Raw genomic sequence first — 26963 nt, 5'->3', positions numbered from 1 at the left:
GGCATTGGGCATTGGGAACTAATGACTAATGACTAATGACTAATGACTAATGACTATGCGATACAGTTCAATCTAGAATTCAAAATTGGTAATAAACCTATTTGAAATTCCTGTTTACTTTTATGTCGGCAAAGTTGAAATTCTTTTTGATTGTGATACTAGGTATCTTTGCCACTGCTGGCGCTGGAGTTTATATCATCCAAGGCCAGCCATCTGCACTGATTATTGAGACTAGTGATGGGCAAACCCAGCAGGTGACAGCAATGCATCAGTCTCAAGAGGTTGTGGCATACTCAGAGCGTTCCGATTATAAAACTATACCTCTAGAAAAGATCAACTCATCTCTCCAAGGTGGTGATCCTGCTACCCTCGCCCTAAATGCCTTTGACGACATAGCATCAGTGGCAGGAACGCGAAAGGTAGAGGTAGTTTATCCGCAACGAAATCAGGCTTTTGTGACGATTACGGAAATCAATCGGGGTAATGATTCACTTGGGACAGTTAAATATCGAGTTGAGATGACTACCTTTGGGCGATCGCTTTTTATTAGCTCTCCTCCAGTGTGGCAAATTATTTGGGCTGGCTCCCAGGTAGAATGTTGGGCTGGGAGCCGCTCCAAACTCAAGTTAAATCACATCTGTCATTAGTCATCGGTCATAAAACAAATGACAACGGACAAATGAAAAATGACAAATTTAAATGTCGCCGCGAATTTCTTCGACAACGCCATCGCGCAGAACGATTTCCACCTGCATTTTGCTAATCAGGTTATCACCGATTTCTACCCGGAAAAAGCCTTCCATTTGGAATTGGTTCACTTCCTGATCTTGCTGGAGAAACTGCACTTGCTGGAGGTTTTGCAGCAACTGATTCTTCTGCTCTAACAGTTCACTTTTCTTTTGATTGACCTGGAGTTGGATATTGTCAATTTGTTGGAGGGTCTGGGGACCAGGTGGTTGCAGACTCTGCTTCTGAATTGCCGCCACCGCTCTTTGTCCTTCGACTTCTAGCTGTTGCAGTTGCTGATCGATTTGATTGATCTGCGTTTGCAGCTGCTGTTGTACTTCCTCTTTCCAGAGGGGAGTAACAATGACTTTGACGTTAACGACGCGTTTCAGGAGCAAATTAGATTTGGAGACATCCATAAATATTTCACGTTCACTCTTTACAGTTAGCAGGTGGAATTATCAGGCAAACATGCCGTCAATAATATCGTGATAGCGTTCGGTGACGACGTGTCGTCGAACTTTCAGTGTTTGTGTCATCAAGCCGTTTTCGATGGAAAACTGTTCCAGAATCAGTTTGAACGTTCCAATGCGGTCATCCGGTCGAAAGCCTGGACGATTTTGCACTTCCCGATTCAATTCTTGCCGAAATAAATCCTGGATCATTTTACTCTGCAAGTCAATTTTTTGACTAGGTGAGGAAATCACCTGATCATTGGGCGTATCCAGTATCAGATTCTGGCTTGCTGCCCATTTTTCTAGGGCTTCGACATTGGGGACAATTAAGGCTCCCAGGCTGCGCTGATCTTGGCCGACGAGCATAATTTGATCGATGTATGGCGATCGCAAACAGGCATCTTCAATTGGCTGTGGCTCGATGTTTTCGCCGTTAGTCAATACAATCGTATCCTTTGCCCTGCCAGTCAGCACCAAGTCGTCTTGTGGTGTCAGCCAACCCAAATCGCCGCTATCAAACCAACCTTCAGCATCAATTGCTTTCGCTGTCGCTTCGGGATTTTGGTAATAGCCTTGCATAATCTGCGGTCCCTTCAACAATACCAAGCCTCGCTTCTCTACTGGTAGAGGCGCTTTTGTCTCAGGATCTACAATTTTAGCTTCTGTAGCCGGAAGTGGTTGTCCTGATGCACCAATCAAATTTCGCCAAGGACGCCGTACATGGGTGACAGGAGAAGTTTCTGTCAAGCCATAACCTTGCAAAATCTGCACACCAATAATTTCAAAGAAGTTATCTATGTGTCTAGGAAGGGCACCACCGCCGCTAATCATCTGCTTAACTTGTCCTCCTGTGGCTTCTCGCACCTTGGCATAAACCAGTCGTTCTCCCAAGGCGTGGAGGGGTAATAAAGCCGATGCTTGTATCCTAGCTGCTAATCGCTCGACGGCTGAAGCATGAAGATTATTTAAACTCAACCCTTGAGCAACTCGCTGCGCTTTGATATATTTATCGCTAATGCCGAATAAAAAGTTAATTAGGCGTTGCTTAGAAGCCGGTTGTTCGCGGAACTGCTTTTGCACTCCTTCATAAATCGATTCCCACAGGCGGGGTACACCCACCATGTAGTTGGGTTTAAATTGTCTCAAATCTCCTTTCACGGAGCGCAAATTAGTATAAACTTGCGTACAACCTTGAGATAGTAGGTAATATTCAACAGTCCGTTCGTAGCTGTGCCACGAAGGTAGGATGCTGAGAACGATGTCGCCTACGTTTGGTTGCAATACTGTCCCAAAAGTTATCACTTGGTGTATCAAATTGTTATAAGACAGCATTACAGCCTTGGGTTTGCCTGTGGTGCCAGAGGTGTAAATTAGGGTTGCCAGAGCGTCACGATTTTGCTTGACTGGCACAAAATTATGATTTACCCCAATTTCAATCAACTGGGCAAAGTTCAGCACCTTTAGGGTTTCGTCTGTTGGTGGTGCTTCGTCCGAAAGTAAGATTACCAGTTGAATTGGTAAATCTTTGAGTCTATCTTGCAGTTTTTTAAGTGTTTTTAAATCCTCAACTACTATTGCGGTACTGCCACTATTAGCGATGATAAACAGCAGTTCTTCTTTTTCCGCTTGGGAGCTACGCACCACATCAACTCCTCCAGCAGTCATTATCCCTTGATCGGCAATAAACCAGCGAGGACTGTTGTCAGCAATTAGGGAAATGCGATCGCCAACTTTTATTCCCAACGCCTGCAACCCAGTAGCAAATAGTTGCATTTGCTCTGCTAGCTGGGTATAAGTAATCGCTACTTCTGGTTTAGCGTGAGGGTTACGGAGGGCGACAACATCACCAAATCGCTCAGCTGCTAAAGGCCAAATTTCTGGCAGCGATTCCACATTTGTGTAATCTACCAACCGCTTTAATGCCTGCCGTTCTTGCTCACTGATGTTAGATAAAAAAGAAGACGCGGTTTGGGTTTTTGACATAACACCTTACCTAAATATCGTAAACTGATCGTAATTATTAGCTTATTTTGTTATTTTGCTACAATAGCTGTCCTTATTATCCACATTTCCTTCTGTATATGATAATTCCAGGAATTTCACGTTTATATTTACAAAAATTTATGTTAAACTTAATTTACATAGACTGCAAGCAATGATTGTGTTTGCATCTAAGAACAGCGATGTCTACGACGGGCTACGCCTATTTTTCACAGGAGATGATTACCTATGAAACTGATAGACTCTACACTGCTAACGCTAATCAATATTACTGCTTGCGTGGCGTTTCCTAAACTTGTAGCTATCCTTCTGGCTGATAAAACCAAAGTTACTGAAGTGTTGCCGAATGGTTCCAAATTACAAGCTGCCAGAGTCGAACTTACCAGTTTTCCTTATTGTACAGCTTACACACTTACAGGTAGCCAATTTTGTAAATTTAGTCCTGATTTCTGTGCCAATTGTTCTCCGAATTGATGCACTGTTTGTAAGTAAATATTACTTTTTAGCTAAAAGTTGAATTTTATTGATCGCGGTTAGGCTTAAAGTCGCACTTCGCTAAACTGACTCCACTGAGGAAGCACCAAAACGATAGCCTTTACCGTAGACTGTGTGAATCAGCGCAGTTTCTCTACCTACCTCAATCTTACGACGCAACAGGCGAATTAATGCCGCGATCGCATTACTACTGGGTTGTTCTTCCTCTGTCCACAAATTTTGCATAATCTGGGCATGAGTCATTAGTTGTCGAGTGTGTTCCATAAAGTATTGCAGCAGCTGGCTTTCTTTTTGCGATAGCTCAATTATTCGTCCTTGGCGATAGGCTACTTGATTTTCACAATCGAGTTCTAAATCAGCTACAATCAGCCGTCCGGTGGTGGTTTCATAGGTTTGGGAACCGGAACGACGCAATAAAGCACGGACTCTGGCTAGTAACTCCCGCAGTTCAAAAGGTTTAACCAAATAGTCATCAGCACCAGCATCTAAACCTTCTACGCGGTCATCTAGAGTATCTTTGGCTGTGAGAAACAGCACGGGAGTGGTTTGGCCTTGGCGTCGCAATTCCTGACAAATCTCTAACCCCGTTTTTCCTGGCAGCATCCAATCTAAAATTAGTAGGTCATAACTGCTGGCTTGTGCATATTCACTGCCACTTGTCCCATCGTAAGCGGCATGGACAATGTAACCCTCACGAGTTAACAAGCGACTCAAGGGTTCAGTTAGCTCAACTTCATCATCAACTAATAAAATTCTCATGCTGCTTGTGGTAAGCATATAGAGATATTCTCATTATTCAACTGCCCAAACGCCAAGGATACTAAAAAAAGAATGCTGACTGTTGCATTACCAAAAGGGGAACTCCTTAAAAATAGCATCCGCCTGCTACAATCTGTGGGATTAGATTTTAGTGCTTTTTTAGATTCAGGAAATCGCCAACTTCAGATTCCTGACGCTAAGGGACTTGCAAAAGGTTTACTGGTGCGGGCGCAAGATGTGCCCGTTTATGTAGAATATGGTCAAGCACAACTGGGTGTTGTTGGTTACGATGTGCTGCGGGAGAAGCAGCCGCAAGTTGCCCACTTGGTGGATTTGCAGTTTGGGCATTGTCGGATGTCGGTAGCGGTAAAAGCATCTAGTTCTTATCGATCGCCTTTAGATTTACCACCGCATGGTAGAGTTGCTTCTAAGTATGTAAATTGCGCTAGTGAATATTTTTACAGTCTGGATTTACCTGTGGAAATAGTGCCGTTGTATGGTTCAGTGGAACTAGGCCCGATTACTGGAATGTCAGAAGCGATCGTCGATTTGGTTTCCACAGGGCGGACTTTGCGCGAAAATGGTTTGATAGAAATTGCTACTCTGTATGAAAGCACGGCGCGGCTGATTGCCCATCCTCTGAGTTACCGCCTGAACACGGGTAATCTAAGTGATGTAATTGCCAAGCTGCGAGAAGCCGTTTTGGTAGAGGTTTAACAGTTCCAGTCTCCGACTATTGGTGACAACTTCAGAAAAAGATACCCCACTTGACATTTTGGCGTAGGCGTAGACCGTCGTAGACATCGCTTTACAGTAGAATTCAAGTATTTGAACCACATCTGTCGTAAGGGCACAGCGATGCTCATACGTGTCAACTTAACGTAAAAACCTGTCTAGAACCAGCTTTTAGATTGTCTCGTTCCCAGTCTCCGACTGGGAATGGTGTTTTAGAGGCTCCGCCTCCTGGCGGCTCTGCCGCCAGGAGGCGCATTTCCAGCCTCTGGCTGGAAACGAGATATGAAACAGGCTTTTAGCTTAAGTTGACACCAATGAGCATTGCTGTGCCCTTACTGCGTGGTCTATTTACCTGAAAATAGCTGTAAATTGTCACGATTAGTCTCTAACTGCAAATGCACCTTTGCGGAAAATTAAAATCTTTCCACACCTTTAAATTGCTTGAGTGCTGATGCATTTGCGGCTTCTCCACAAGTTCGTGGTGTGGGGAATATCTTTTCAGGATTTGCTAACCCTTTAGGATTAAAAACTTGCCGTACCCATTGCATAGTTTCTAAATCAACTTGGCTAAACATCTGTGGCATATAGCACTTTTTCTCTGCACCGATACCATGTTCGCCAGAAATACTGCCACCGACTTGGACACAAAGTTTGAGAATTTTTCCACCCATTTCTTCTACTTGCTCTAATTCTCCATGCACAGAATTATCAAAAAGAATTAGCGGATGAAGATTGCCATCGCCAGCATGAAATACATTAGCAACACGATAACCATATTCTTGACTTAATATCTCAATCTCGTGCAGAACATAAGGCAACTGAGTACGAGGAATTACACCATCTTGTACATAATAATCTGGGCTTAAATGTCCAGCAGCAGCAAAAGCCGCTTTGCGTCCTTTCCATAATTTTAATCGGGTTTCTGGGTCACTAGCAGAAGTGACATTACGCGCACCATTCTTTTTACAAATTTCGGTAATTCGCTGCTTATTTCCTGCAACTTCCACTTCTAAACCGTCAATTTCTATTAGTAAAATAGCAGTAGCATCGCGGGGATAACAATTAGTTGCTACAACATCTTCAACTGCATTGATGCTGAAGTTATCCATCATCTCCATACCACCGGGAATAATTCCAGCGCTGATAATGTCAGAAACAGTTGCTCCAGCAGCTTCAATACTAGTAAAATCTGCCAACAGCACACAAATTGATTCTGGACTTTTGAGAATTCGCAAAGTAATTTCAGTGGCAATTCCTAAAGTACCTTCAGAACCAACAAAAACACCTGTTAAATCATAACCAGGCATTTCTGGAATTTGTCCGCCTAAATCGATAATTTCCCCTTCTGGCGTGACAATTTTTAATCCTAAAACGTGGTTAGTGGTGACGCCATATTTGAGGCAATGTACGCCACCAGAATTCTCGGCAATGTTGCCTCCAATAGAGCAGATAATTTGACTGGAGGGGTCAGGAGCATAGTAAAAACCAGCACCACTGACGGCTTGTGTTACCCAACTATTAATCACTCCTGGTTGAACAATTGCCCGTTGATTTTCCAAATCAATATTGAGGATTTGCCGCATTAAGGAAGTGACAATCAAAACAGAGTCTATCACTGGTAAAGCGCCGCCAGATAGACCAGTACCAGAACCGCGTGCTATGAAGGGTATAGAATATTGGTTGCATATCTTCACCACTTGGGCAACTTGTTCTGTAGTTCTGGGTAACACCACCACAGCCGGACGTTGGCGGTAGCTAGTTAAACCATCGCATTCATAGGTAATAAGTTCTTCGCGGCGTTGCACCACACCATTTTTCCCAAGGACAGCCTCGAATGCTTTGATAATGGGTTTCCAGTTGCGTTGTTTTTTATCTTGGGTAAGCATAGTTTTTTAAAGTTCAAGGTAGATGTTTACAGGTTGCTTAAAATTGCAATTACTTCTTCTGCTCAATGGCTTCAATATAGTATTGGGCGATCCTAACGGCTGTGTGTGTCATGGCGGATTGCAGCTTGATGGAATGGATAAAACCCATTATTGCAAGATTTAGCGCTACTTGATTAATTGTAAACACACTCTACAAAATTGGCGATTTCACTACAAACAATATCAGGCGCTCGTACTAGTTATACTAAAGGAGTAAAAGCACATTGTCTACTGAAAAAATTATGTTAATTGCGATTACTGAAAACCATATTCGTTCAAAAGTCCAAAAAAAAGGACAACTAGGGAAATGTCCTAAGTGTGGAAATGAAGTAATCGCAAAATGTGGATCGGTGAAAATGTGGCATTGGGCACATAAGGCTAAATATGATTGCGCCTGGTACTCTGCCGAGTCAGAATGGCATAGAGAGTGGAAATCCCTATTTCCCGCTAGTCAAATAGAAGTTTACATAAATCAAAATCGTGCTGACGCTATTGATTCTACAGGGCGTGTTTGGGAATTTCAAAACTCTTATCTTAAGGGTGAAGAAATTAAAGAGAGAGAGCAAGCTTATAACAATTTGTTATGGATTTGGCATCTAAAAGGTCAGCAAAAGCTAATTACCTTTGATAAATATGAGCCAAGTACTTATTACGAAGTCCACTGGTATATAATTCGTGACTCTAGGCGATATGATGAGGGATCAAAGAAATTTGATTCTTATCGAGAAGCAGATAATTTTTGTGAAACAATGAAACATTACGGATGGAAAGTAAATATTCACACAGGACACTTTATTGATTTTAGAGATTCAAAGAAACATGGGGTTAAAGAAGTTTATTATGAATATAAACAACCCAGATGGAAAAGATTAACATGGTATCAAAAAATTCATGCTTTTTCTGATAATCCTCAGACACCTGTATGGTTTCCAGAGTTAGTAGAAGGATTAGCTTGTCGATTTTGGTGGCAAAACAGTCGTTCAATGCAACAATGCACAAAGCCCATGATTTTAGACTTAGGTAATAACGTATTTTTTGCAGTTTCCAAGATATATAAAGATAACATTTCAACATTTACTGATCCTGAATATGGAGTCCGTGTTCAGGAAGATGCTTCGTTTGCTGAAGGTTTACTATTTGAAACTCAAAAGAATAAACTAATTCGTTATTTTGAAAATCCATTTGAGCCACAACAATTATCTTTACTATGAATCAAAAGTTTAATTTTTTTACGATCTCATTAGCTAATATAAGTGCTATATCTTAAAGGAAACTTTATACAATTTAAACGTAGATATGAGTTAAGCAAACTTTCAAGTACAATAGATAAAGCTATTTTGCACCCTCTTAGCTTGAATCAACTAACCTAAAAATAACGCTCTCAAATACTGGATAAAATCATGGTTCAGCAAGTTCTAATCAATGATGATGATTACTATGTGCCAGATGCCAACCAGCTAATCACTGAAAATGATACACCTGTGGACAATTTTGCTTCTGAAAAACAACAACGCCTTTTGGTTGGCTCTCTTTACAGTTCTATACAGCAGCAGACTTTTTTAGCAGCAGCGAATGTCGGAATTTACCATACAGACGGTCAACCTGCAATTGTACCCGACGTTTTTCTCAGCTTCGATGTTCAAGTACCTGAAAATTGGTGGGAAAAACAAAATCGTTGTTATATGGTTTGGCGTTTTGGGAAACCTCCCGAAGTTGTCCTCGAAATTGTATCTAATAAAGAAGGTGATGAACTTGGCAAAAAACGGCAAATTTATGAACACATGCGGGCTAGTTACTACATCGTATATGATCCAAATCAGCAATTAGGAGAAAAAGTCCTACGCGTTTATGAACTTAGGGGAACACGCTACTTTGAAACTTCAGAAATTTGGTTAGAACAAGTTGGTTTAGGCGTAACTTTGTGGGAAGGCAAATTTGAAGATAGAGAGGATACTTGGTTACGCTGGTGCTACCAAGATGGTACTGTTTTGCTGACTGGGGATGAACGCGCTGAACAAGAACGACAACGTGCTGAACACGAACGACAACGCGCCGAACAAGCAGAACAACGCACCCAATTACTAGCAGATAGGCTACGCGCTATGGGCATAGATCCCGACACTCTATAGGATACTCGCTGTAAAGACGCAAAGTTTTTTGCGTCTTTGCCTCAGCAAAAAAATTCTCATGAAGTTGTGCAACTTATAAACTCATTTATACGCTGCCAAACCTTCTCTAATAAATTAGGATCATCCCCATCAAACCATTCAATTTGTGGATATGCTCGAAACCAAGTTCGTTGTCGTTTGGCAAATTGCCGTGTATGCAAAATTGTTAATTCTTTCGCTTCATCTAAAGAAATATCCCCAGCCAAATATTGCTTGATTTCTTGATAGCCCAAAGTATTCAATAAAGACAAATCATCGCCATATTTTTGACAAAGATAGTTCACTTCCGCAACCAAACCATTTGCGATCATTTGCTCAGTACGCTGTTGAATACGAGTGCCCAACTTTTCAGCATTGCAATCTAAACCAATTTGCAAAATCGGATAATTTGGTGGATTATTCCCTTGCTGTTCAGAAATTGGTTTTCCAGTGACATAATATACCTCTAATGCCCTGAGAGTCCGCACTGAGTCATTAGCATGAATCTTTTGTACAGCAACTGGATCAACTTGTTGTAATATTACGTATAGTTGAGATTGACCAAGAGATTCAAGCTGCGATCGCAATTCTTTATGCGGTGCGACTCTCGGAATTTTCATTCCTTGGACAATGGAACGGATGTATAAACCAGTGCCACCAACTAGCAACTGTGGTATAACACCAAGAGAAGCAATTAAAGCTTGTGTTTGTTCCTGGTATTCTGCTACTGTCATCATGTCTGTCGGGTTGCAGATATCTATTAAATAGTGCGGCACCAATTTTTGTTCAGCCGCAGTTGATTTTGCCGTCCCAATATCAAACTCACGATAAACTTGACGAGAATCAGCACTGAGAATTACAGAACCCAACCGCATCGCCAAAGCCAAAGCCAAACCCGACTTACCTGTTGCTGTCGCCCCACAAATCACAATTAATTTAGTCATTTAGTCATTAGTCATTAGTTATGCCCCTCTGACACGGGACTGCAACCCTAGTATAAACTTCTCTTGAAAATGCCCTACAGACGCCAGCAAGGCTTTTGTGTTACAATTTTGGAGTGTTTTTACTTTTATTTGCCTTTTGGCGACTTAAACCCCACGCATCAGGAGAGTTTACATGACGAGCAGTTACAGTGCCGATCAGATTCAAGTTCTGGAAGGTCTGGAAGCCGTCCGCAAAAGACCAGGAATGTACATCGGTACTACTGGACCGCGAGGACTCCACCATTTAGTTTATGAGGTGGTAGACAATTCAGTTGATGAGGCTTTAGCGGGTTATTGCACTCATATAGAGGTGGATATCAACGCTGATGGTTCGGTGACTGTAACAGATGATGGTCGCGGTATTCCCATCGATACTCACTCGCGAACCGGGAAATCGGCTTTGGAAACCGTGATGACGGTACTGCACGCCGGTGGTAAGTTTGGCGGCGGTGGCTACAAAGTTTCTGGAGGATTGCACGGGGTTGGTATTTCTGTTGTTAATGCCCTATCTGAGGTTGTAGAAGTTACAGTTTGGCGAGATAAAAAAGTTCATATCCAGCGCTATGAACGGGGTATCCCAGTTACTGAACTGCAAGTCAAGCCTTATAAAGAAGATAGAACCGGAACTTCTGTTACTTTTAAACCAGATACCCAAATATTCACTGTTAGCATTGAGTTTGATTACATCACTTTATCAGGTCGCCTACGGGAATTGGCGTATCTGAATGCAGGTGTCAAAATTACCTTTACTGACCACCGTCTGGAATTACTGAAAAGCGATACACCCAAGGTAGAATCCTACGATTACAAGGGTGGTATTAAAGAATATATCGCCTACATGAACCGTGAGAAGCAGCCCCTGCATGAAGAAATTATCTATGTGCAGGGGGAACGAAACAACGTACAAGTGGAAGTTTCCTTGCAATGGTGTACTGATGCTTACACGGATAATGTGCTGGGTTTTGCTAACAATATTCGCACAGTGGATGGTGGTACGCACTTAGAAGGGTTAAAGGCGGTTCTGACTCGGACATTAAATACGATCGCCCGCAAGCGCAATAAAATTAAAGAGAATGAACCTAACCTCAGTGGCGAACACGTCCGAGAAGGTTTGACTGCGGTTATTTCCGTTAAAGTCCCCGATCCAGAATTTGAAGGACAAACCAAAACTAAACTTGGCAACACCGAAGTTCGGGGAATTGTCGATTCTCTGGTGGGAGAAGTCCTCACCGAGTATCTAGAATTTCATCCTGGCATAGCAGACTCAATTTTAGATAAAGCTATCCAAGCTTTCAAAGCCGCAGAAGCAGCGCGTCACGCGCGGGAATTAGTTCGGCGCAAATCGGTGCTGGAATCTTCGCCATTACCTGGGAAATTGGCAGATTGTAGTTCTCGTGACCCCAGCGAATCGGAAATCTTCATCGTGGAAGGGGATTCAGCGGGCGGAAGTGCCAAACAAGGACGCGATCGCCGCACTCAAGCGATCTTGCCTCTACGTGGTAAAATTCTCAACATTGAAAAAACCGACGACGCCAAAATCTATAAAAATAACGAAGTTCAATCGTTAATTACAGCACTCGGTTTAGGTGTCAAAGGTGATGAATTCGATTCCACTCAACTGCGCTATCACCGCATAGTCATCATGACTGACGCTGACGTAGATGGAGCGCACATTCGGACTTTGTTGTTAACATTCTTCTATCGATATCAGCGAGCGCTCATCGAACAAGGCTTTATTTATATTGCTTGTCCCCCACTGTTTAAAGTAGAACGGGGACGTAATCATGAGTATTGCTATAGCGATCGCGAAAAAAATCAAGTAATCAGCAAATTTCCTGCTAACGCCAACTATACCATCCAACGCTTCAAAGGTTTGGGTGAAATGATGCCACAACAACTCTGGGACACCACCATGAATCCAGAAACCCGCAAAATGAAGCAAGTTGAAATTGAAGATGCCGCCGAAGCCGATCGCATCTTCACAATTTTAATGGGCGATCGGGTCGCACCCAGACGAGAATTCATCGAAACCTATGGTTCTAAACTCAATTTCACCGATCTCGATATCTAATATCAATTCCCTAACACTACTCTGAATAATTTGTGACATTGGTAATGGGTGACACGTTTTCACCCATTACCTTTTTTATGGTTTCTGCATCCATCTAATCTATATAGCGAATCCTTAAGTAACTGAGGTACAGCTTAACCTCGCCCCGATAAAGCTAGCTGTGCTTTATCGTAAATAAAAGGGTTTAAGACCCCAACCATAAAGGTAGCTCGGAGGCGGAGTGTCTCCGACTCCGCTCAGTTTCAGTCGGGGTTTAAATCCCCCGGAGTTGCTCAAGAATGGGGAGACCCCAAGACCGCACTCCTCTTCGTCTGAAATTGTCTAAAATGTTTGAATGCGTGAATGCGTGAATTTTGAATTGTTAACTCCCCTCTCCTTAATAAGGAGAGGGGTTGGGGGTGAGGTTTTGAGGTTTGAAAGCCACCCTGATTTTGAACTAAATGTTAACAATCAATTAAAAAAATTAGGTTAGCCTACCACACAAGTGGTAGATCAGTGCTACATAAGTACAAAAATTCTCAATTTCTCAGTTAGTAACTGACCATATAATTTGCTTATTGTCAATACTTTACAAAAATTCAATGTTCTAGTGTTAGCAAAGCTACCAACTTTATTGTAAATTTAGTCTAGATAATACTCTTTGCACTGACTCGCTAAATAATTTCGCTCACCAGCTAGAAACACATTTGTTATGCTTTAAGAAAATAACTGAATATCATCTATCAAACAGCAATTAATAAGTATCTTGAGGATTTCTGATCATAAGATGACAAAAAGTTACTGAATTAAAAGTATTTAAGTTTACAATTCAATTACGTAAAAAACCTTTGTAACCAAATCATCAGGCAATCTTCTGGGTTCTCTCTGTTGGAGGTAATGCCTACTGGAAGCAGACACCATCTGGCAGCAAACTTATTAATATCTTCATGTAATACCGTGGCGATCGCTATTGTATCGTATGTATCTAATGTACTTTTGCCTAAGATAGGATTATATTGGCGAGTTCCCAGGACAAATTGTTTTTGAATTGATTAAAATATCCTTGTATACAATAAGAAGAGTTTGTCAAGTTTCATAGGGCTGAAATCGCCACAGTGCGCTAACGTGTGAATAAGGCCAAATTAGTTAAACCTAAATTGATCTACTATCAGGTCGATTCTGCCACCGCCTCAACTCCTCAGTTAAGGTAATTAGTACGCAGAAGGTTAACCGCTTTCAGGCAAGCACCATCCCCCTTGTTGTATTTACCCAAGGTCAACACCCGCTTTAGTCTGAGGAATGCCTAGTTTATGAAGGAAATGTAAAAATGGGTAGATTTAAGAGGAATCGTCTGAATTAACATACAATGCACTCTTTCTCAGTAATTAATGTTGTGTAAAATACATGAAATTCGGCAATAGCAAGCGTACTTATTTCCTAATGTCATAAGAGCCTCACTGCAATTCCGAAAAGTGGGGAAAAAATTTCAGGGTATAACTCCCGTTTTTAATGTCTTTTTGGTAATAGTGGCTAACAATTGCTGTAGGAGTTCATGATTAATACACAAAAAGAGTACAATTTCTGTGAAACAGGCTACAATCGGAAGAGTCTTTATAGGAAAATCTGCCAACACTCTGAATTCATTTATATGAATGGCAAATTTTTTGATCAAGGCGAGTCTTTTTTTTGACCAGTTAGTTGAAAGCAAAATGTGATAGCAACACATATAACATTTACTAAGGTGAGCAAGTCACTTTTAGTAATCGCTTAAACTAAAGTAAAACCCTCCGACCGGAGGTGTAAAACGTCCGAAAATATCTTTGGCAAATCTGCCAAAAAGCTTATTTTCGGTTGACAACTAGCTCGTTTAAAAGAGCAGTAAACACATCTTGAGTAATTGATTCTGCAAGGAGCATGAGGAACGCGGCATGAACCAGGCTAACAACGTACTCGAAAGCATATATCAGCCTGACCTAGAAATAATGAATCAGCCTGAGCTCGAGTTAGAAGAACTCTTAATAGACGAAGAAGAGGACTTGCTGATCATCGATGAAGGTGACGATGAGTTTTTAGAGCCTCAGACTGATGAGGACGACGCAAAGTCTGGAAAAGCCGCTAAATCGCGTCGTCGGACACAAAGCAAGAAAAAGCACTACACCGAAGATTCAATTCGGCTTTACTTGCAAGAAATTGGTAGAATTCGGCTGTTGCGGGCAGACGAAGAAATTGAATTGGCGCGGAAAATCGCCGATTTGCTGGAATTAGAGAGGGTGCGGGAAAGACTCTGTGAGCAGTTGGATCGCGATCCTCGTGATAGTGAATGGGCAGAAGCAGTGCAACTGCCACTACCAGCCTTTCGTTATCGTCTCCATGTTGGTCGCAGGGCTAAAGACAAGATGGTGCAATCTAACCTCCGTCTTGTGGTTTCAATTGCTAAGAAGTACATGAATCGTGGTTTGTCGTTCCAAGACTTAATTCAGGAAGGCAGTCTCGGTTTGATTCGTGCGGCTGAAAAGTTTGACCACGAAAAAGGCTATAAGTTCTCTACATACGCTACATGGTGGATTCGTCAAGCAATTACCCGCGCGATCGCCGATCAATCCCGCACGATTCGCCTTCCAGTTCACCTTTACGAAACCATCTCTCGGATTAAGAAAACTACCAAGCTGCTATCTCAAGAAATGGGTCGCAAACCCACCGAGGAAGAAATCGCTACTCGCATGGAAATGACCATTGAGAAGTTGCGCTTTATTGCTAAATCCGCCCAGTTACCCATCTCACTAGAAACGCCCATTGGTAAAGAAGAAGATTCTCGATTGGGTGATTTTATTGAATCCGATGGTGAGACACCAGAAGACCAAGTTTCCAAAAATCTTCTGCGCGAAGACCTCGAAAAAGTCCTCGACAGTCTCAGCCCTCGTGAACGGGATGTTCTCAGACTGCGTTACGGCTTGGATGATGGTCGGATGAAGACCCTTGAGGAAATCGGACAGATTTTCAACGTTACCCGCGAACGGATTCGTCAAATTGAGGCGAAAGCACTCCGCAAATTGCGCCATCCAAATCGCAACAGCGTTCTCAAGGAATATATTCGGTAGTCATTGTCATTGGTCATTAGTCATTAGTAAATAAACAAAGGACAACTGACTAATAACAAACAAATAAAAAACCTGGTAGTGAATTAGCACTCCAGGTTTTTTTATTTATAGGTCATCTTTGATATTAAAAGCTATAGGATGCCCCAAAAATGTAGGAAGCCTTGACCAGAAAAAACCTCAACCAAAATGGCTGCTGAAAAACCAATCATTGCAAAGCGACCGTTCCAAACTTCTGCTTGTGGGGTAAAGCCCCAACGCCAAGCGTTGCGATCTTCAATTACGGGAATAGTGACTTTTGTTGTGCTTGCATTTGTCATGGTTGGGACTCCAAATTTAATTGTTAAGGTTTGTTGCCTTATGTAAACTAATATAACAAATATTTTTATAAAGTCAACATTTCTTATACGTTTGTTTCTATAGTTTGACATAAACCTAGATAGGTATTTATACAGATTAAAACATCGTCCTTAAGTTAGATTTACTGAGGCAGAAGAAATATTATGTAGATTTATAGCGTTATAGACAATATTAGCTTATTGAAATTAATTGTCAAATAGTTATTTGCATTGCTTTATCTTCATAGGGTTTGTTATTTTACAATTAAAAATTATTGATAATTAATAGAGATATTGAGAATCTAAAACACTTACTTAAGCTGCCTTTTTATAAGGCGGAGCCTCTAAAAAGGCATTCCCAGTCTGAGACTGGGAACGAGAGAAGCCCTACATAATTTACGATCGCACTTCGGCAACGGTGATGATTTTTTCATCGCGGTTAAGTTGAAGGATGCTTTCACCTTTGACATCTTTACCTAAGATCGGCACTGTTTCCACAAGTATCCGCACTACCCGCTCTCTATTCGTCACTAAAGCTACCTCACCAGATGCGTTGGCGTAGCCCGCCGTTCGCGTAGCGTCTCCAAGAGTTGGCATCGCTATGACCATACCAGCTAAGTTGTCAGTTTTGCTGGCAAATTTCAGCGCTTGCGTGCCTAAATCGCCGCGATTAGCCGCTTTCAACTGACTCGCAGCCATCCGCTTGGCATATCCTTCTTGAGTGACTAGCAGCAGTTGGTCATCTTTACCGACAGTGACACAGCCAACCATTTGCTGATTTTTCAATAGCCGAAATGCTTGTAAACCCATCGCTGCGCGACCCATAATCGGTAATTGCTCATCATTGACTGCAAAGCGCAACAGTCGCCCACCGGAACTAGCTAAAATCAGATGCTCCCCTGGAGTGGTGAATTGGGTAAATGACAATTCATCATCGTCTTTGAGCTTCAAAATTGTGATTCCGCGCCGAGTCAAGTTAGTAAATTCTCCCAGAGATAGACGCTTAATTCGTCCCTGTTTTGTTACGAGAATCATCTGCCTAGTTTCGAGATTTTCCGGGAGCAAAAAGCGGCTGACCATTGCTTCTTGAGCGCCTTGAGCAGTACTACTGAGCATAGTAATCAAAGGTCTTCCCCGTGGAGAACGTCCGGTGGTTGGGGGGATTTCTCCCACGTTCACAGGATAGACTTTGCCGCCACCGGTTAGTATTAGCAAATCTTTCTCGGTGTTGGTCAACACTGTTTGAATAATGAAGTCATTATCATGCAGACCATTTTCACCTTTTGACTTTCTCCCAGATGGCTGGGTGCGGCGGACATAACCACGTTGGGTAAATTCTAAAAGTGCTTCCTCTGCTGGCTGTTCTAATTTTGGATTTTGGACTTCGGCGTGAGCGCTCAGTGGAACGATTTTGGATTTTGGATTGTTTTCATCATCTTCTGAGCCTCTGTTCTTCTGATCCTCTGTCCTAGACTTTTGCTCCTCTGCGATTTTTGTCCGCCGGGGATCGTTGTACTTGCGCTTGAGCGATCGCAAATCTTTTTTCAGCGCCTTGAGTAATTCCCGGCGATCGTTGAGTAATTGCTCCAACAAATTAATTTGTTGACTTATCTGCTCAAATTCCTGCTGCAAATTTTGCTGTTCTAAACTGGTGAGGCGGCGTAACGGCATAGCCAGAATTGCATCTCCTTGTTCCTCACTCAAATCTAGTTGGCTACAAAGGTTAATTTTTGCCGTACTTCCATCGGGAGCTTGGCGCAAAATTCTAATTACCTCATCCAAATTAGACAACGCTTTCAGCAAACCTTCTACCAAATTCACACGACTTTGAGCCTTACCCAACTCGTAATTGTAGCGACGGTTCAGCGTCTGTTCTCGGAAACTCAAAAACTCCTGCAACACTTGACGCAAACTTAACTGGCGGGGTTGTCCATCCACTATTGCTAGGAGAATTGCCCCAAAAGTCATTTGTAAAGCAGTTTGGTGATATAAATGCTGGAGAACTTCTTGGGGATTGGTATCGCGTTTGAGTTCAATTACCACCCGCATCCCTTCGCGATCGCTCTCATCCCGAAGATCAGAAATTCCTTGCAAACGGCCTTGATTTACTAAGTCCGCTACCTTCTCAATCCAGCCAGCCTTATTCACTTGATATGGCAATTCTGTAATAATAATTGCCGTCCGTCGCCTGCTTCCCCTACTAGCTGGAATTTCCTCCAGAGTCGCAACTCCCCGCAGCAGAATCCCACCTTTACCTGTGGTGTATGCTTCCCGAATTCCCACCTGACCAATTATTTCTCCACCAGTGGGAAAGTCTGGCCCTGGAATTAACTCGAATAACTTTTCATCTGACAAATCTGGGTTGTCGATTAAGGCAATTAACCCATCGACAATTTCCCCCAAGTTGTGCGGTGGTACATTCGTCGCCATTCCCACGGCAATCCCAGAACAGCCATTCAGCAAGAGAAACGGCAATTGAGCAGGTAGCACCGTTGGTTCTTGCTGGGAATTATCGAAGTTACCGACAAATTCCACAGTTTCTTCACCAATTTCTGTCAGCATTCCCTCATGGCTGATGGGTGCGAGGCGTGTTTCTGTGTAGCGCATCGCTGCTGGCGGGTCATTATCGACGCTGCCAAAGTTACCGTGTCCTGCGAGTAAAGGATAGCGGCTAGAAAAATCCTGCACTAGTCTGACTAAGGCATCGTAAACTGATTGGTCGCCGTGGGGATGATATTTACCCAACACATCACCCACTACACGGGCACATTTCCGATAGGGTCTATCTGGTACTAAACCAAGTTCGTGCATTGCATAGAGAATGCGGCGATGCACTGGTTTTAAGCCATCACGCACGTCTGGTAGCGCTCGCCCGACAATTACGCTCATGGCATATTCTAGATAAGACCGTTGCATCTCGGTGTGCAGGGCTGTTGGAATTACCTGTCCCGTTGAGAGCAGGTTTAACTGTTTTGCCATGAGTTTTTTCCCTGAAATTTAACTACACAAAAGCCGATGGAACTCAACACTGCGGCAACCACAGCATAACGGATCAAATAGGATTCATAACAAAATTTTGATGGTCATAGAATAAAAAGCAGTAGTATCATCCTTGATGACGAGGATGCACATTGACTATTAAAAAGGATGCAGACGACTATAATCTACATAAACTTAGTAGCCATGATACTTACCGAAGAAGAATTCAGAATTCAGGAGACAGAATCCAGAATGGATTCTGTGGGACTGGATAGAGAATCGAAGTTTAGAGCAAGCGATTTTAATCATGTAGAAGAAAAAATTCTTTCCGTGACTGTTACTCTTGACTTGACTGCGGGGTATTCTGAATTCGGAATTCTGTCTTCTGACTCCTTCTGATCATGATTGCATTTGTTAATTTTGAATTCTGCAATTCTTGAATCCTCTCACCTCTATAACTAAAATTCTCATGAAAACTGTTTTAATTGTCGAAGACGATCTAATTAATGCTCGTGTTTTTTCCAAAATTTTGTCCAAGCGTGGTGGCTTGGGTGTGAAACACACTGAAAATGTCGAAGAAGTCATAAAAATTGCCCAATCAGGAGAAGCAGACCTGATTTTGATGGATGTTTCTCTGTCTAGAAGTGTTTATCAAGGTAAGTCTGTTGATGGAATCAAGATTACACAAATGTTAAAATCTGATCCAAAAACAGCAAAATTACCTGTTATTTTGGTGACGGCACATGCTATGGAAGGCGATCGCGAGAATTTTCTCAAGCAAAGCGGTGCTGATGGCTACATTTCTAAGCCAGTTGTTGACCATCAACAGTTTGTTGACCAAATCATCGCACTTCTACCCACAGACGACCATTGAGAATTAACGACTTATTTCAGGAATACTCACCCGCCAATGTTTTTGGGCGACTAGTTCCTGTATTTAGTTAGTATATATGTACTACAAAAAGGTACTCTTAGGCAAGTGGCGATTAGAGAGTTAGGAGTGAGGAGTTATGAGTGAGGAGTTGTGAATGAAGAGTTGAAATATTTAACTCCTAACTTCTGTAGAGACGCGATGTTCCTCGCGTCTCTACTCCTCACAGACGCGAGGAACATCGCGTCTCTACTCCTCACTCCTATTGAGTAGGCTGTTTTCCCGGGGCTGATGATGAGTTTTCTCGTTGCTGTAGGGCTGCTTGAATACGGGGTAATTCTAGGAATTTTTTCGTATCAGACAGTAAGCGATCGCCCCAGAGATTTTCTTTGAGGAAATTCAAACTAGCATAGCGTGAATCGATGCGGAGTGCTGCTTCTCCGAAGGTTAGTGCTTGTTGGCGCTCGCCTTTAGTATACAGTGCCACTGCCAAGGCCAATAAAGGTTCTGCGGCTTGCTTATCAAGGGTTACAGCAGATTGCCATCGCTTAATCGCTTCGGGGATATTACCCTGTTCGTAGTTGATTAAGCCAATATTGTTGAGCGCCGGCCAGAATTTTTTATCTTGAGAGACTGCTTTATCGTACTGCGCGATCGCATCTGGCAATTTACCCAGCAGAAAGTAAGCATTCCCCAAATCAAACAACCCTTCTGGATCATTGGGTTTTAACTTCAAACCATCTTGGTAATTGACTAGAGCAGCCTGATAATTTTTCTGCTGAAAATTCGCTGAACCCAAAGCAAACAAAATATCACCATTTTTAGGATTGATAGATTGCGCTTTTTTCAGGCTAGCGATCGCTCCGTCAAACTCTTTAGTTTGCAGTTGCAATCCACCTAACAGCAACCACACCTTATCATTCTTCGGAGCCAGTTGACTCGCCAACCGCGCTCGTGGCAAAGCTAAATCAATCTGTTGAAACTGAGCTAGTTGAGCTGCTTCTTGTGCCAAGCTCAACCCCTGCTTCTCTAACTTTGTCGCATCTAGTTGCAATGTATGGGGTATTAATGCCTGCGCGTTAGCGGCTTTTGGCATACTCCACAAACTACAAACCATTAGAAAAGAAATCAAACGAACATATTTAGGCACACTACCGCCTTTAAGCCACTAATCAAAGAATCTTTCAGCTAGCTTAAACGATCTCCGCTCTTGACGGTAGCAAAATCTTACGTCATTAGCTCTTGACATCCCCATCACAAGGGCAATATATTAATAAGTATCCACTTACTTATTTATGGCTCGTATACCCAGAATCACCAATCAGCAAATCTTAGAAGCGGCTCGTCAAGTTTTCCTACAACAAGGATTTGGTGCTTCAACCTTAGAAATTGCTCAACAAGCTGGTATTTCTGAAGCTTCAATTTTCAAGCGATTCTCAACGAAAGAAGAATTATTTTTTGCGGCGATGGGAATTCTAGAAAAACCCCTCTGGGTGAATGAGTTGGAATCTCTTTGTGGCAAAGGCGATCTCAAAGAAAACCTGATCAATATTTGCCTCCAGATTATGGAATTCTATCGTGAGATATTACCTCGAATCATGATGCTGCGATCGCGAGGCAATGCGATGCCAGAATTTGGAGGTAAAGAGTCAAGACCGATGCTAGATGTCAAACTAATGACTGCTTTCTTAGAGCGTGAGATCAACCAAGATCGCCTTCGCCCTTGCGATCCCCAGACAGTGGCTCATATCTTAGTAGGATCGGTGATGAATTACGTTTTCTTAGAGCAGATGTCGTCCCAAGTCAGTATGCCAACTGCCCAATCAGGAATAGGAACTTACTTAAATTATGGAGATCCTGCCACGGAAGTATCAGTATTTATACTTAATTTGATAGATATTATCTGGCAAGGAATTGCACCAAGCCAGGATTAAGTAAACTGACGTGGGGATGCTCTTACACGGAGAAACAAAGAGATTTTTAGAAATATTTACCCGCGTTTCCCCTTCCCCAGTAAGCATTATAAAAACTGATGACTTTGGTCATATATCAGTGTGGAATTACTAGTGACTTTGGTCATACATCGGTTGGGAATTTTTGAGCCATAATTAGAATGTAAGAATTTATACGATAGCGTAAATATTAGACATCTTGATGCCAAAACAAAAGCAACTGTCTAAATTACTAAATCCGAACCTAAGCAGAATAGAACTTAAATCTAAACAAGGAATCAATTACATGCTGAAACCAAACCGTGTATCAATAGTCTTAGCTGCTGCTGCCCTGATCATTGTTCCCGCTCTCTTGGCTGCGCCTGCAAATGCCCAGACGCCTGAACGCGATCAGGGTAATTGGAACCGCGACGGCAGAACCAATACCGGAGATGTTAGAAACTCTAGCGATCGGGGTAATTGGAACCGCGACGGCAGAACCAATACTGGAGAAGTTAGAAACTCTAACGATCGGGGTAATTGGAACCGCGACGGCAGAACCAATACCGGAGAAATCAGAAACTCTAGCGATCGGGGTAATTGGAACCGCGACGGCAGAGCCAATACTAGCGATCGGGGTAATTGGAACCGCGACGGCAGAACCAATACTGGAGAAATCAGAAACTCTAGCGATCGGGGTAATTGGAACCGCGACGGCAGAACCAATACCGGAGAAATCAGAAACTTTAGCGATCGGGGTAATTGGAACCGCGATGGCAGAGCCAATGGCAGAGTAGTCAGACTTGGTAATGGTGACATTAGATATCCCAATGGGCAAATTATTCCTTCTAGGAACATAGCCAGATTGCGTAATCAAGGTTACTTCAGACTTCCCAATGGAGATATTCTTCTTCCCAATCAGGAAATTGTTCCTTCTGGGAGATTAGTCAGAGTGCATGATGATTACTTCAGACTTCCTAGTGGACTGGTGCTGCAAATAAACCTTTAAACTATCGCCCTTGATGTCTCCCTTTCTCCTAAAAAAGAGGTGAGATCGCCTGCCGTAGGATGCTCGAAGGGCTGTAGGGAGAAGCAAGATCGGACTGGCTCTTTCTGACCGGAGCAACAGAAACGTCTCCGGCTCCGCTTTTGAATTCTTTTTTGTAAAAACACTAAAAACTCAATCAGTATAAGGCTACCAGGCTATAGTTTGAGCCGTGAATAACTAGCTCGGTAGCCGTTCTTTATAGACAAAGTGGATATGAAGATTGATACACCAAATATCGTAGATTCATCAGTTTCGCTTCCAGAGGTAAAGAAAAAAAAGGTCAGACGTAATTGGCTCTCTTGGCTAATTGCTCTTTGCCTTTTGGGTGGAATTGGCTATGCAGTTTATTACCAAGTAACGGTTGTTTCCCGTCAACAAGCTAGTCGTCGGGTGCTGACAAAGCCTGTAGAAAGGCAGAGTTTAACAATCACAGTTTCAGCGAACGGAACGGTGAAGCCTGAGCGGTCAATCAACCTTAGCCCGAAAAATTCTGGCATCCTGAAAAGCCTGCTGGCGAAGGAAGGGGATCTCGTCAAACAAGGACAGATTGTCGCTTACATGGATGATTCCAACCTGCGGGGGCAACTCACCTCTGCTCAAGGACAATTGGCACAAGCCGAGGCGAATTTGCAAAAAGCGATCGCAGGTAATCGTCCTCAAGATATTGCTCAAGCACAAGGAGTATTAGACGAAGCCGAAGCAAATCTACAAAAGGTACAAGCAGGTAATCGCTCTCAAGATATTGGCCAAGCACAAGCACGCTTGCAAAGCGCTCAAGCCACCCTTCGCCAAGCAGAAGATGATTTTGTTCGTAATCAACAGCTTTATAATGCAGGCGGTATTTCCCTTCAGACTCTTAACCAAAACCGTGCCACCCGCGACAGCGCCCAAGCTAGTGTAAATGAAGTACAGCAAGCATTGGGGTTGCAAAAAGCTGGGTCACGTCCAGAAGACATTGACCAAGCCCGAGCTGTAGTCAAGCAGAGACAGCAAGCTTTGGCACTTCTGAAAGCCGGAACACGCCAAGAAGATATTGACGCAGCTCGCGCCCAGGTAACATCTGCTCGTGGTTCCCTGCAAAACATCCAAGCCGAAATCAATGACACGATTATTCGCGCCCCCTTTGATGGTGTGGTGACAAAGAAATTTGCTGATCCAGGCGCTTTCGTGACACCCACAACTGCCAGTAGTGAAGTAGCTTCTTCTTCTTCTTCTTCAATCTTGTCTTTAGCTTCAACAAATGAAGTTGTCGCAAGTTTAGCGGAAACAAATATTTCTAAAATCCGCCTTGGTCAAAAAGTCTCGATTCAAGCAGATGCCTACCCAGGAAAAACCTTTGAAGGTAAAGTCAGCCAAATTGCTGCCCAAGCAGTAGTAGAGCAAAACGTCACCAGTTTTGAAGTGAGAGTATCACTTTTGGACCCTCAAAGGCTACTGCGGTCTGGGATGAATGTGGCAGTAGATTTTCAAGTCGGTCAAGTTGAAAATGTTTTAGTAGTGCCAACGGCCTCAGTGGTGCGGCAAGAAAATGCCACAGGTGTGTTTGTGGCAGGAAAGAATAACAAACCTGTGTTTACTCGCATCGAGACTGGCGTTACCGCGAATAACTTTACCGAAGTTAAGTCTGGATTGACAGGAAATGAGAGAGTATTACTCAGTTTCCCACCAGGATCACGTCCGCAATCAACACCAAGAGGAGGAGTTTTTCCTGGTCTAGGAGGAGGTGGAGCAGGTGGAGGCGGCGGTGGCGGTCGTTCAGGTGGTGGTTCTTCTGGTAGTCGTTCCGGCGGTGGTTCCCCTTAAAGTTAGTTTTAAATAAAACCTTATGTTTAAGATATTTAAGGGCTTTTACAAAGCTAAGAAGACCCGCACAGTACCGTTGCTGGAAATCTTGACAATGGCGGCAGAGACTCTGTGGAGTAACAAATTACGCACAGGTCTAACTATGTTGGGCGTGATTATTGGGATTTCCTCAGTCATTGCGATTACTTCTATCGGTCAGGGAGTGCAAAAGGGGGTTGAGCAACAAATACAAGCGTTGGGTACAGATGTGATCCAAATTTTGGCGGGTGCGGCAAGAAGCGGAAATGTCCGTCAAGGAGTAGGTTCTAGCAGCACCTTGACTTGGGAAGATGCTAAGGCGATCGCTACACAAGCGCCTTCAGCACAAATGGTTTCTGCTTATCTCCAACGCAGCGCCCAAGTTGTATATGCAGGACAGAACACCTCAACAACCATTTATGGCACAGATTTAAACTACCCAGAAGTCAGAAATACCCATCCCCAGCAAGGGAGATATTTTACTCAGGAAGAACTAGATATTGCTGCACAGCTGGCCATTCTTGGCCCCACAGTCCAAACCACACTCTTTGGAAAGGGTGTAAATCCGATCGGTGAGCGAATTCGGATTCAGGGAGAGGCTTATGAAGTAATTGGAGTGATGGAACCTAAAGGCGCTCAAGGCCCGATGGATCGAGATGACCAGATTTTCATCCCTCTAACTACTATGTCGAAGAGACTGGTTGGTAACAATGCCCTGGTAGGCGTTTCTGTAAATGGAATTTTAGTTAAAGGCGCGAATCAGGAGCAGTTAGAAGCCGCTCAGTTTCAAGTCACCAATCTTTTACGGCTGCGTCACAACATTTATCCGCCGCAAGCTGATGATTTTCGGCTGACCAATCAAGCTGATATTGTTAGTACCTTTACTAGTATTGTGGGTTTATTTACAGTTATGGTGGTGGCGATCGCCGGAATTTCTCTGGTGGTTGGTGGAATTGGTATTGCCAATATTATGCTAGTTTCCGTGGTTGAGCGGACGCGAGAAATCGGGATTCGCAAAGCCGTAGGAGCCACCAATTCGGCAATACTTAATCAATTTTTAGCCGAAGCGATCGTGATTTCCATTCTCGGCGGATGTATTGGGATGGCGACTGGTATTTTATTAGCGTTTGCAGCTGCAAACATTTTCAAATTTCCCTTTGTAATTTCTTTCTTATCGATCATTGCTGGCTTTGGACTCTCGTTAACGGTTGGCTTACTTGCTGGTGTGATTCCAGCTCGAAACGCATCTAAATTAGATCCAATCAACGCTTTACGTAGTGACTAAATAATTCAAACTGGAAAATTTAAAATAGGACTTAAGTAAGTCGGTGCTAATATTTCAAGCTATGTTAATAAATTTTAATGTAGGGTGCGTTGTCGCCAAGCGTCGCACCGTCAACGATGCAAGGTGCGTTAGCTTACGGCGTAACACACCCTACTAACGTGTCAAGGCTAAATTGATGCAATAGAAAAATTTAGTTATGTTTCTAAAATCTCAATATTTTCAAGATTTTTAATGGACTATTTTAGCCTTGCCACGCCACTACTAAGAATTTAGATTTCTTCATATACATTGAATTTTTCTCGCCGACTTACTTATGCAAAACTACACGCTGTAGGGGCGATTCATGAATCATTAGTGTCAACTTAAGCGCAAACCCTTTAAAAACCTCGTTTCCAGCCAGAGGCTGGAAATGCTGCTCTTGGCAGCTCTGCCGCTTTTCAAGAGGCGGAGCCTCCCATAGGCATTCCCAGTCGGAGACTGGGAATGAGACAATCTCTAAAAGCTGGTTCTAGGGAGGTTTTTACGTTAAGTTGACACTAATGTTCATGAATTCCCCCTACGGCAAATCAATTTATGAAAAATTAACAACCAACAACTAATAATTTATTAAGGCAAATCAATATGACAACGATGATTTGGATGGAATCTATTACTAAAACTTACTACTTGGGAGAAGTTAGTGTTCCAATACTCAAGGGAATTCAACTTTCCATTGAGGAAGGGGAATATGTTTCTATTATGGGTGCGTCAGGTTCGGGTAAATCCACGCTGATGAATATTTTGGGATGTCTGGATCGTCCCACAACTGGAGACTATATTTTTGAAGGCAGAAACTTGACGACTTTTGATGATGATGAATTAGCCTATATCCGCAACCAAAGGATAGGTTTTGTTTTCCAACAATTTAACCTATTGGCGCGGGCGACAGCGCTGGAAAACGTCATGTTACCAATGGTTTACGCTAACTTGTCTAAGCCAAAACGTCGTGAAAGGGCATTAGAAGCCTTGGAAAAGGTAGGACTGGCGGAACGCATAGCTAACCGTCCTAGTCAACTGTCTGGCGGACAACAACAACGAGTAGCGATCGCTCGGGCTTTGGTCAACCGACCTGCTTTAGTTTTGGCAGATGAGCCAACAGGAGCTTTAGATACTGAAACTTCGCGTGAGGTGATGAGTTTGCTGACAGAACTTAATGACCAAGGAATTACGATTGTGATTGTCACCCATGAACCAGATATTGCTGCTCAAACCAACAGGATTATTCGAGTTCAGGATGGCTTGATTGTCGGCTAATTTGTTAATATCAACCCTTTGAGGGG

The 26963-nt window shown here is 42.9% G+C and carries 22 protein-coding genes; 14 read left to right on the top strand and 8 right to left on the bottom strand.

The window, feature by feature from the left end:
• The first annotated feature begins 122 nt into the window (after positions 1 to 122).
• The gene (locus tag V7K31_RS00930) at positions 123 to 647 is read left to right on the top strand and encodes a hypothetical protein (RefSeq protein ID WP_335092042.1); all 525 of its coding nucleotides are present in this window, start codon (positions 123 to 125) and stop codon (positions 645 to 647) included.
• Between the two features lie 48 nt (positions 648 to 695).
• Here the strand turns inward: V7K31_RS00930 and V7K31_RS00925 are convergent, their stop codons facing one another.
• Both V7K31_RS00925 and V7K31_RS00920 read right to left on the bottom strand, forming a co-directional pair.
• Positions 696 to 1145, bottom strand: coding sequence for a YlqD family protein (locus V7K31_RS00925; protein WP_334832538.1), 450 nt, complete (start codon positions 1143 to 1145; stop codon positions 696 to 698).
• A 42-nt stretch (positions 1146 to 1187) separates the two neighbouring features.
• Positions 1188 to 3164 carry an AMP-dependent synthetase/ligase gene (locus V7K31_RS00920; protein WP_335092041.1) on the bottom strand — a complete coding sequence of 659 codons (1977 nt, stop codon included), beginning with the start codon at positions 3162 to 3164 and terminating at the stop codon, positions 1188 to 1190.
• Positions 3165 to 3410: 246 nt separating this feature from the next.
• Here V7K31_RS00920 and V7K31_RS00915 point away from each other — a divergent pair, with 246 nt between their 5' ends.
• Positions 3411 to 3656, top strand: a complete 246-nt coding sequence (locus V7K31_RS00915; RefSeq protein ID WP_335092040.1) for a hypothetical protein — start codon at positions 3411 to 3413, stop codon at positions 3654 to 3656.
• A gap of 81 nt (positions 3657 to 3737) precedes the next feature.
• Here the strand turns inward: V7K31_RS00915 and rppA are convergent, their stop codons facing one another.
• Positions 3738 to 4436 (bottom strand): two-component system response regulator RppA, encoded by a 699-nt coding sequence (gene rppA / locus V7K31_RS00910; protein ID WP_335092165.1) that lies wholly within the window; start codon positions 4434 to 4436, stop codon positions 3738 to 3740.
• Positions 4437 to 4508: 72 nt separating this feature from the next.
• Between rppA and hisG the strand changes: the two genes are divergently transcribed.
• The gene (gene hisG / locus V7K31_RS00905) at positions 4509 to 5153 is read left to right on the top strand and encodes an ATP phosphoribosyltransferase (protein WP_335092039.1); all 645 of its coding nucleotides are present in this window, start codon (positions 4509 to 4511) and stop codon (positions 5151 to 5153) included.
• 431 nt (positions 5154 to 5584) lie between these two features.
• Here the strand turns inward: hisG and glcD are convergent, their stop codons facing one another.
• Positions 5585 to 7057 (bottom strand): glycolate oxidase subunit GlcD, encoded by a 1473-nt coding sequence (gene glcD / locus V7K31_RS00900; RefSeq protein ID WP_335092038.1) that lies wholly within the window; start codon positions 7055 to 7057, stop codon positions 5585 to 5587.
• 263 nt (positions 7058 to 7320) lie between these two features.
• Here glcD and V7K31_RS00895 point away from each other — a divergent pair, with 263 nt between their 5' ends.
• Together V7K31_RS00895 and V7K31_RS00890 are read left to right on the top strand one after the other, a co-directional pair.
• Positions 7321 to 8307: a competence protein CoiA family protein gene (locus V7K31_RS00895; RefSeq protein WP_335092037.1), complete on the top strand. Its 987-nt coding sequence runs from the start codon at positions 7321 to 7323 to the stop codon at positions 8305 to 8307.
• Positions 8308 to 8496: 189 nt separating this feature from the next.
• Positions 8497 to 9225: a Uma2 family endonuclease gene (locus V7K31_RS00890; RefSeq protein ID WP_335092036.1), complete on the top strand. Its 729-nt coding sequence runs from the start codon at positions 8497 to 8499 to the stop codon at positions 9223 to 9225.
• A gap of 56 nt (positions 9226 to 9281) precedes the next feature.
• On the opposite strand, the gene miaA is transcribed toward V7K31_RS00890, so the two are convergent.
• On the bottom strand, positions 9282 to 10187 hold the full coding sequence (gene miaA / locus V7K31_RS00885) for a tRNA (adenosine(37)-N6)-dimethylallyltransferase MiaA (RefSeq protein WP_335092034.1): 906 nt from the start codon (positions 10185 to 10187) through the stop codon (positions 9282 to 9284).
• Positions 10188 to 10359: 172 nt separating this feature from the next.
• Between miaA and gyrB the strand changes: the two genes are divergently transcribed.
• Positions 10360 to 12297, top strand: a complete 1938-nt coding sequence (gyrB, locus tag V7K31_RS00880; RefSeq protein ID WP_335092033.1) for a DNA topoisomerase (ATP-hydrolyzing) subunit B — start codon at positions 10360 to 10362, stop codon at positions 12295 to 12297.
• A 1907-nt stretch (positions 12298 to 14204) separates the two neighbouring features.
• A complete protein-coding gene (gene rpoD / locus V7K31_RS00875; protein ID WP_335092031.1) occupies positions 14205 to 15374 on the top strand; it encodes an RNA polymerase sigma factor RpoD in 1170 nt (389 codons plus the stop codon).
• Between the two features lie 131 nt (positions 15375 to 15505).
• On the opposite strand, the gene V7K31_RS00870 is transcribed toward rpoD, so the two are convergent.
• Together V7K31_RS00870 and V7K31_RS00865 are read right to left on the bottom strand one after the other, a co-directional pair.
• Positions 15506 to 15691: a high light inducible protein gene (locus V7K31_RS00870; RefSeq protein ID WP_335092030.1), complete on the bottom strand. Its 186-nt coding sequence runs from the start codon at positions 15689 to 15691 to the stop codon at positions 15506 to 15508.
• A gap of 414 nt (positions 15692 to 16105) precedes the next feature.
• Positions 16106 to 18688: a DNA gyrase/topoisomerase IV subunit A gene (locus V7K31_RS00865; protein ID WP_335092029.1), complete on the bottom strand. Its 2583-nt coding sequence runs from the start codon at positions 18686 to 18688 to the stop codon at positions 16106 to 16108.
• Positions 18689 to 18856: 168 nt separating this feature from the next.
• Between V7K31_RS00865 and V7K31_RS00860 the strand changes: the two genes are divergently transcribed.
• Together V7K31_RS00860 and V7K31_RS00855 are read left to right on the top strand one after the other, a co-directional pair.
• Positions 18857 to 19087: a hypothetical protein gene (locus tag V7K31_RS00860; RefSeq protein ID WP_335092028.1), complete on the top strand. Its 231-nt coding sequence runs from the start codon at positions 18857 to 18859 to the stop codon at positions 19085 to 19087.
• 70 nt (positions 19088 to 19157) lie between these two features.
• Positions 19158 to 19562 (top strand): response regulator, encoded by a 405-nt coding sequence (locus V7K31_RS00855; protein WP_334832516.1) that lies wholly within the window; start codon positions 19158 to 19160, stop codon positions 19560 to 19562.
• A 259-nt stretch (positions 19563 to 19821) separates the two neighbouring features.
• On the opposite strand, the gene V7K31_RS00850 is transcribed toward V7K31_RS00855, so the two are convergent.
• Positions 19822 to 20709, bottom strand: a complete 888-nt coding sequence (locus tag V7K31_RS00850) for a tetratricopeptide repeat protein (RefSeq protein WP_335092027.1) — start codon at positions 20707 to 20709, stop codon at positions 19822 to 19824.
• Between the two features lie 145 nt (positions 20710 to 20854).
• Here V7K31_RS00850 and V7K31_RS00845 point away from each other — a divergent pair, with 145 nt between their 5' ends.
• The 5 genes from V7K31_RS00845 (at position 20855) to V7K31_RS00825 (ending at position 26937) form a co-directional block, all read left to right on the top strand.
• Positions 20855 to 21493 carry a TetR/AcrR family transcriptional regulator gene (locus V7K31_RS00845; protein WP_335092026.1) on the top strand — a complete coding sequence of 213 codons (639 nt, stop codon included), beginning with the start codon at positions 20855 to 20857 and terminating at the stop codon, positions 21491 to 21493.
• 304 nt (positions 21494 to 21797) lie between these two features.
• The gene (locus V7K31_RS00840) at positions 21798 to 22499 is read left to right on the top strand and encodes a hypothetical protein (RefSeq protein ID WP_335092025.1); all 702 of its coding nucleotides are present in this window, start codon (positions 21798 to 21800) and stop codon (positions 22497 to 22499) included.
• Between the two features lie 252 nt (positions 22500 to 22751).
• A complete protein-coding gene (locus V7K31_RS00835; RefSeq protein ID WP_335092024.1) occupies positions 22752 to 24341 on the top strand; it encodes an efflux RND transporter periplasmic adaptor subunit in 1590 nt (529 codons plus the stop codon).
• A 22-nt stretch (positions 24342 to 24363) separates the two neighbouring features.
• Positions 24364 to 25644 (top strand): ABC transporter permease, encoded by a 1281-nt coding sequence (locus tag V7K31_RS00830; RefSeq protein WP_442941179.1) that lies wholly within the window; start codon positions 24364 to 24366, stop codon positions 25642 to 25644.
• Between the two features lie 621 nt (positions 25645 to 26265).
• Positions 26266 to 26937 carry an ABC transporter ATP-binding protein gene (locus V7K31_RS00825; RefSeq protein ID WP_335092023.1) on the top strand — a complete coding sequence of 224 codons (672 nt, stop codon included), beginning with the start codon at positions 26266 to 26268 and terminating at the stop codon, positions 26935 to 26937.
• The last annotated feature ends 26 nt before the right edge of the window (positions 26938 to 26963 follow it).

The organism is Nostoc sp., from assembly GCF_036917675.1.
Lineage (GTDB): Bacteria > Cyanobacteriota > Cyanobacteriia > Cyanobacteriales > Nostocaceae > Nostoc.
The sequence above is the reverse complement of the archived record's forward strand: the minus strand, read 5'-3'. Positions and strand labels throughout refer to the sequence as shown.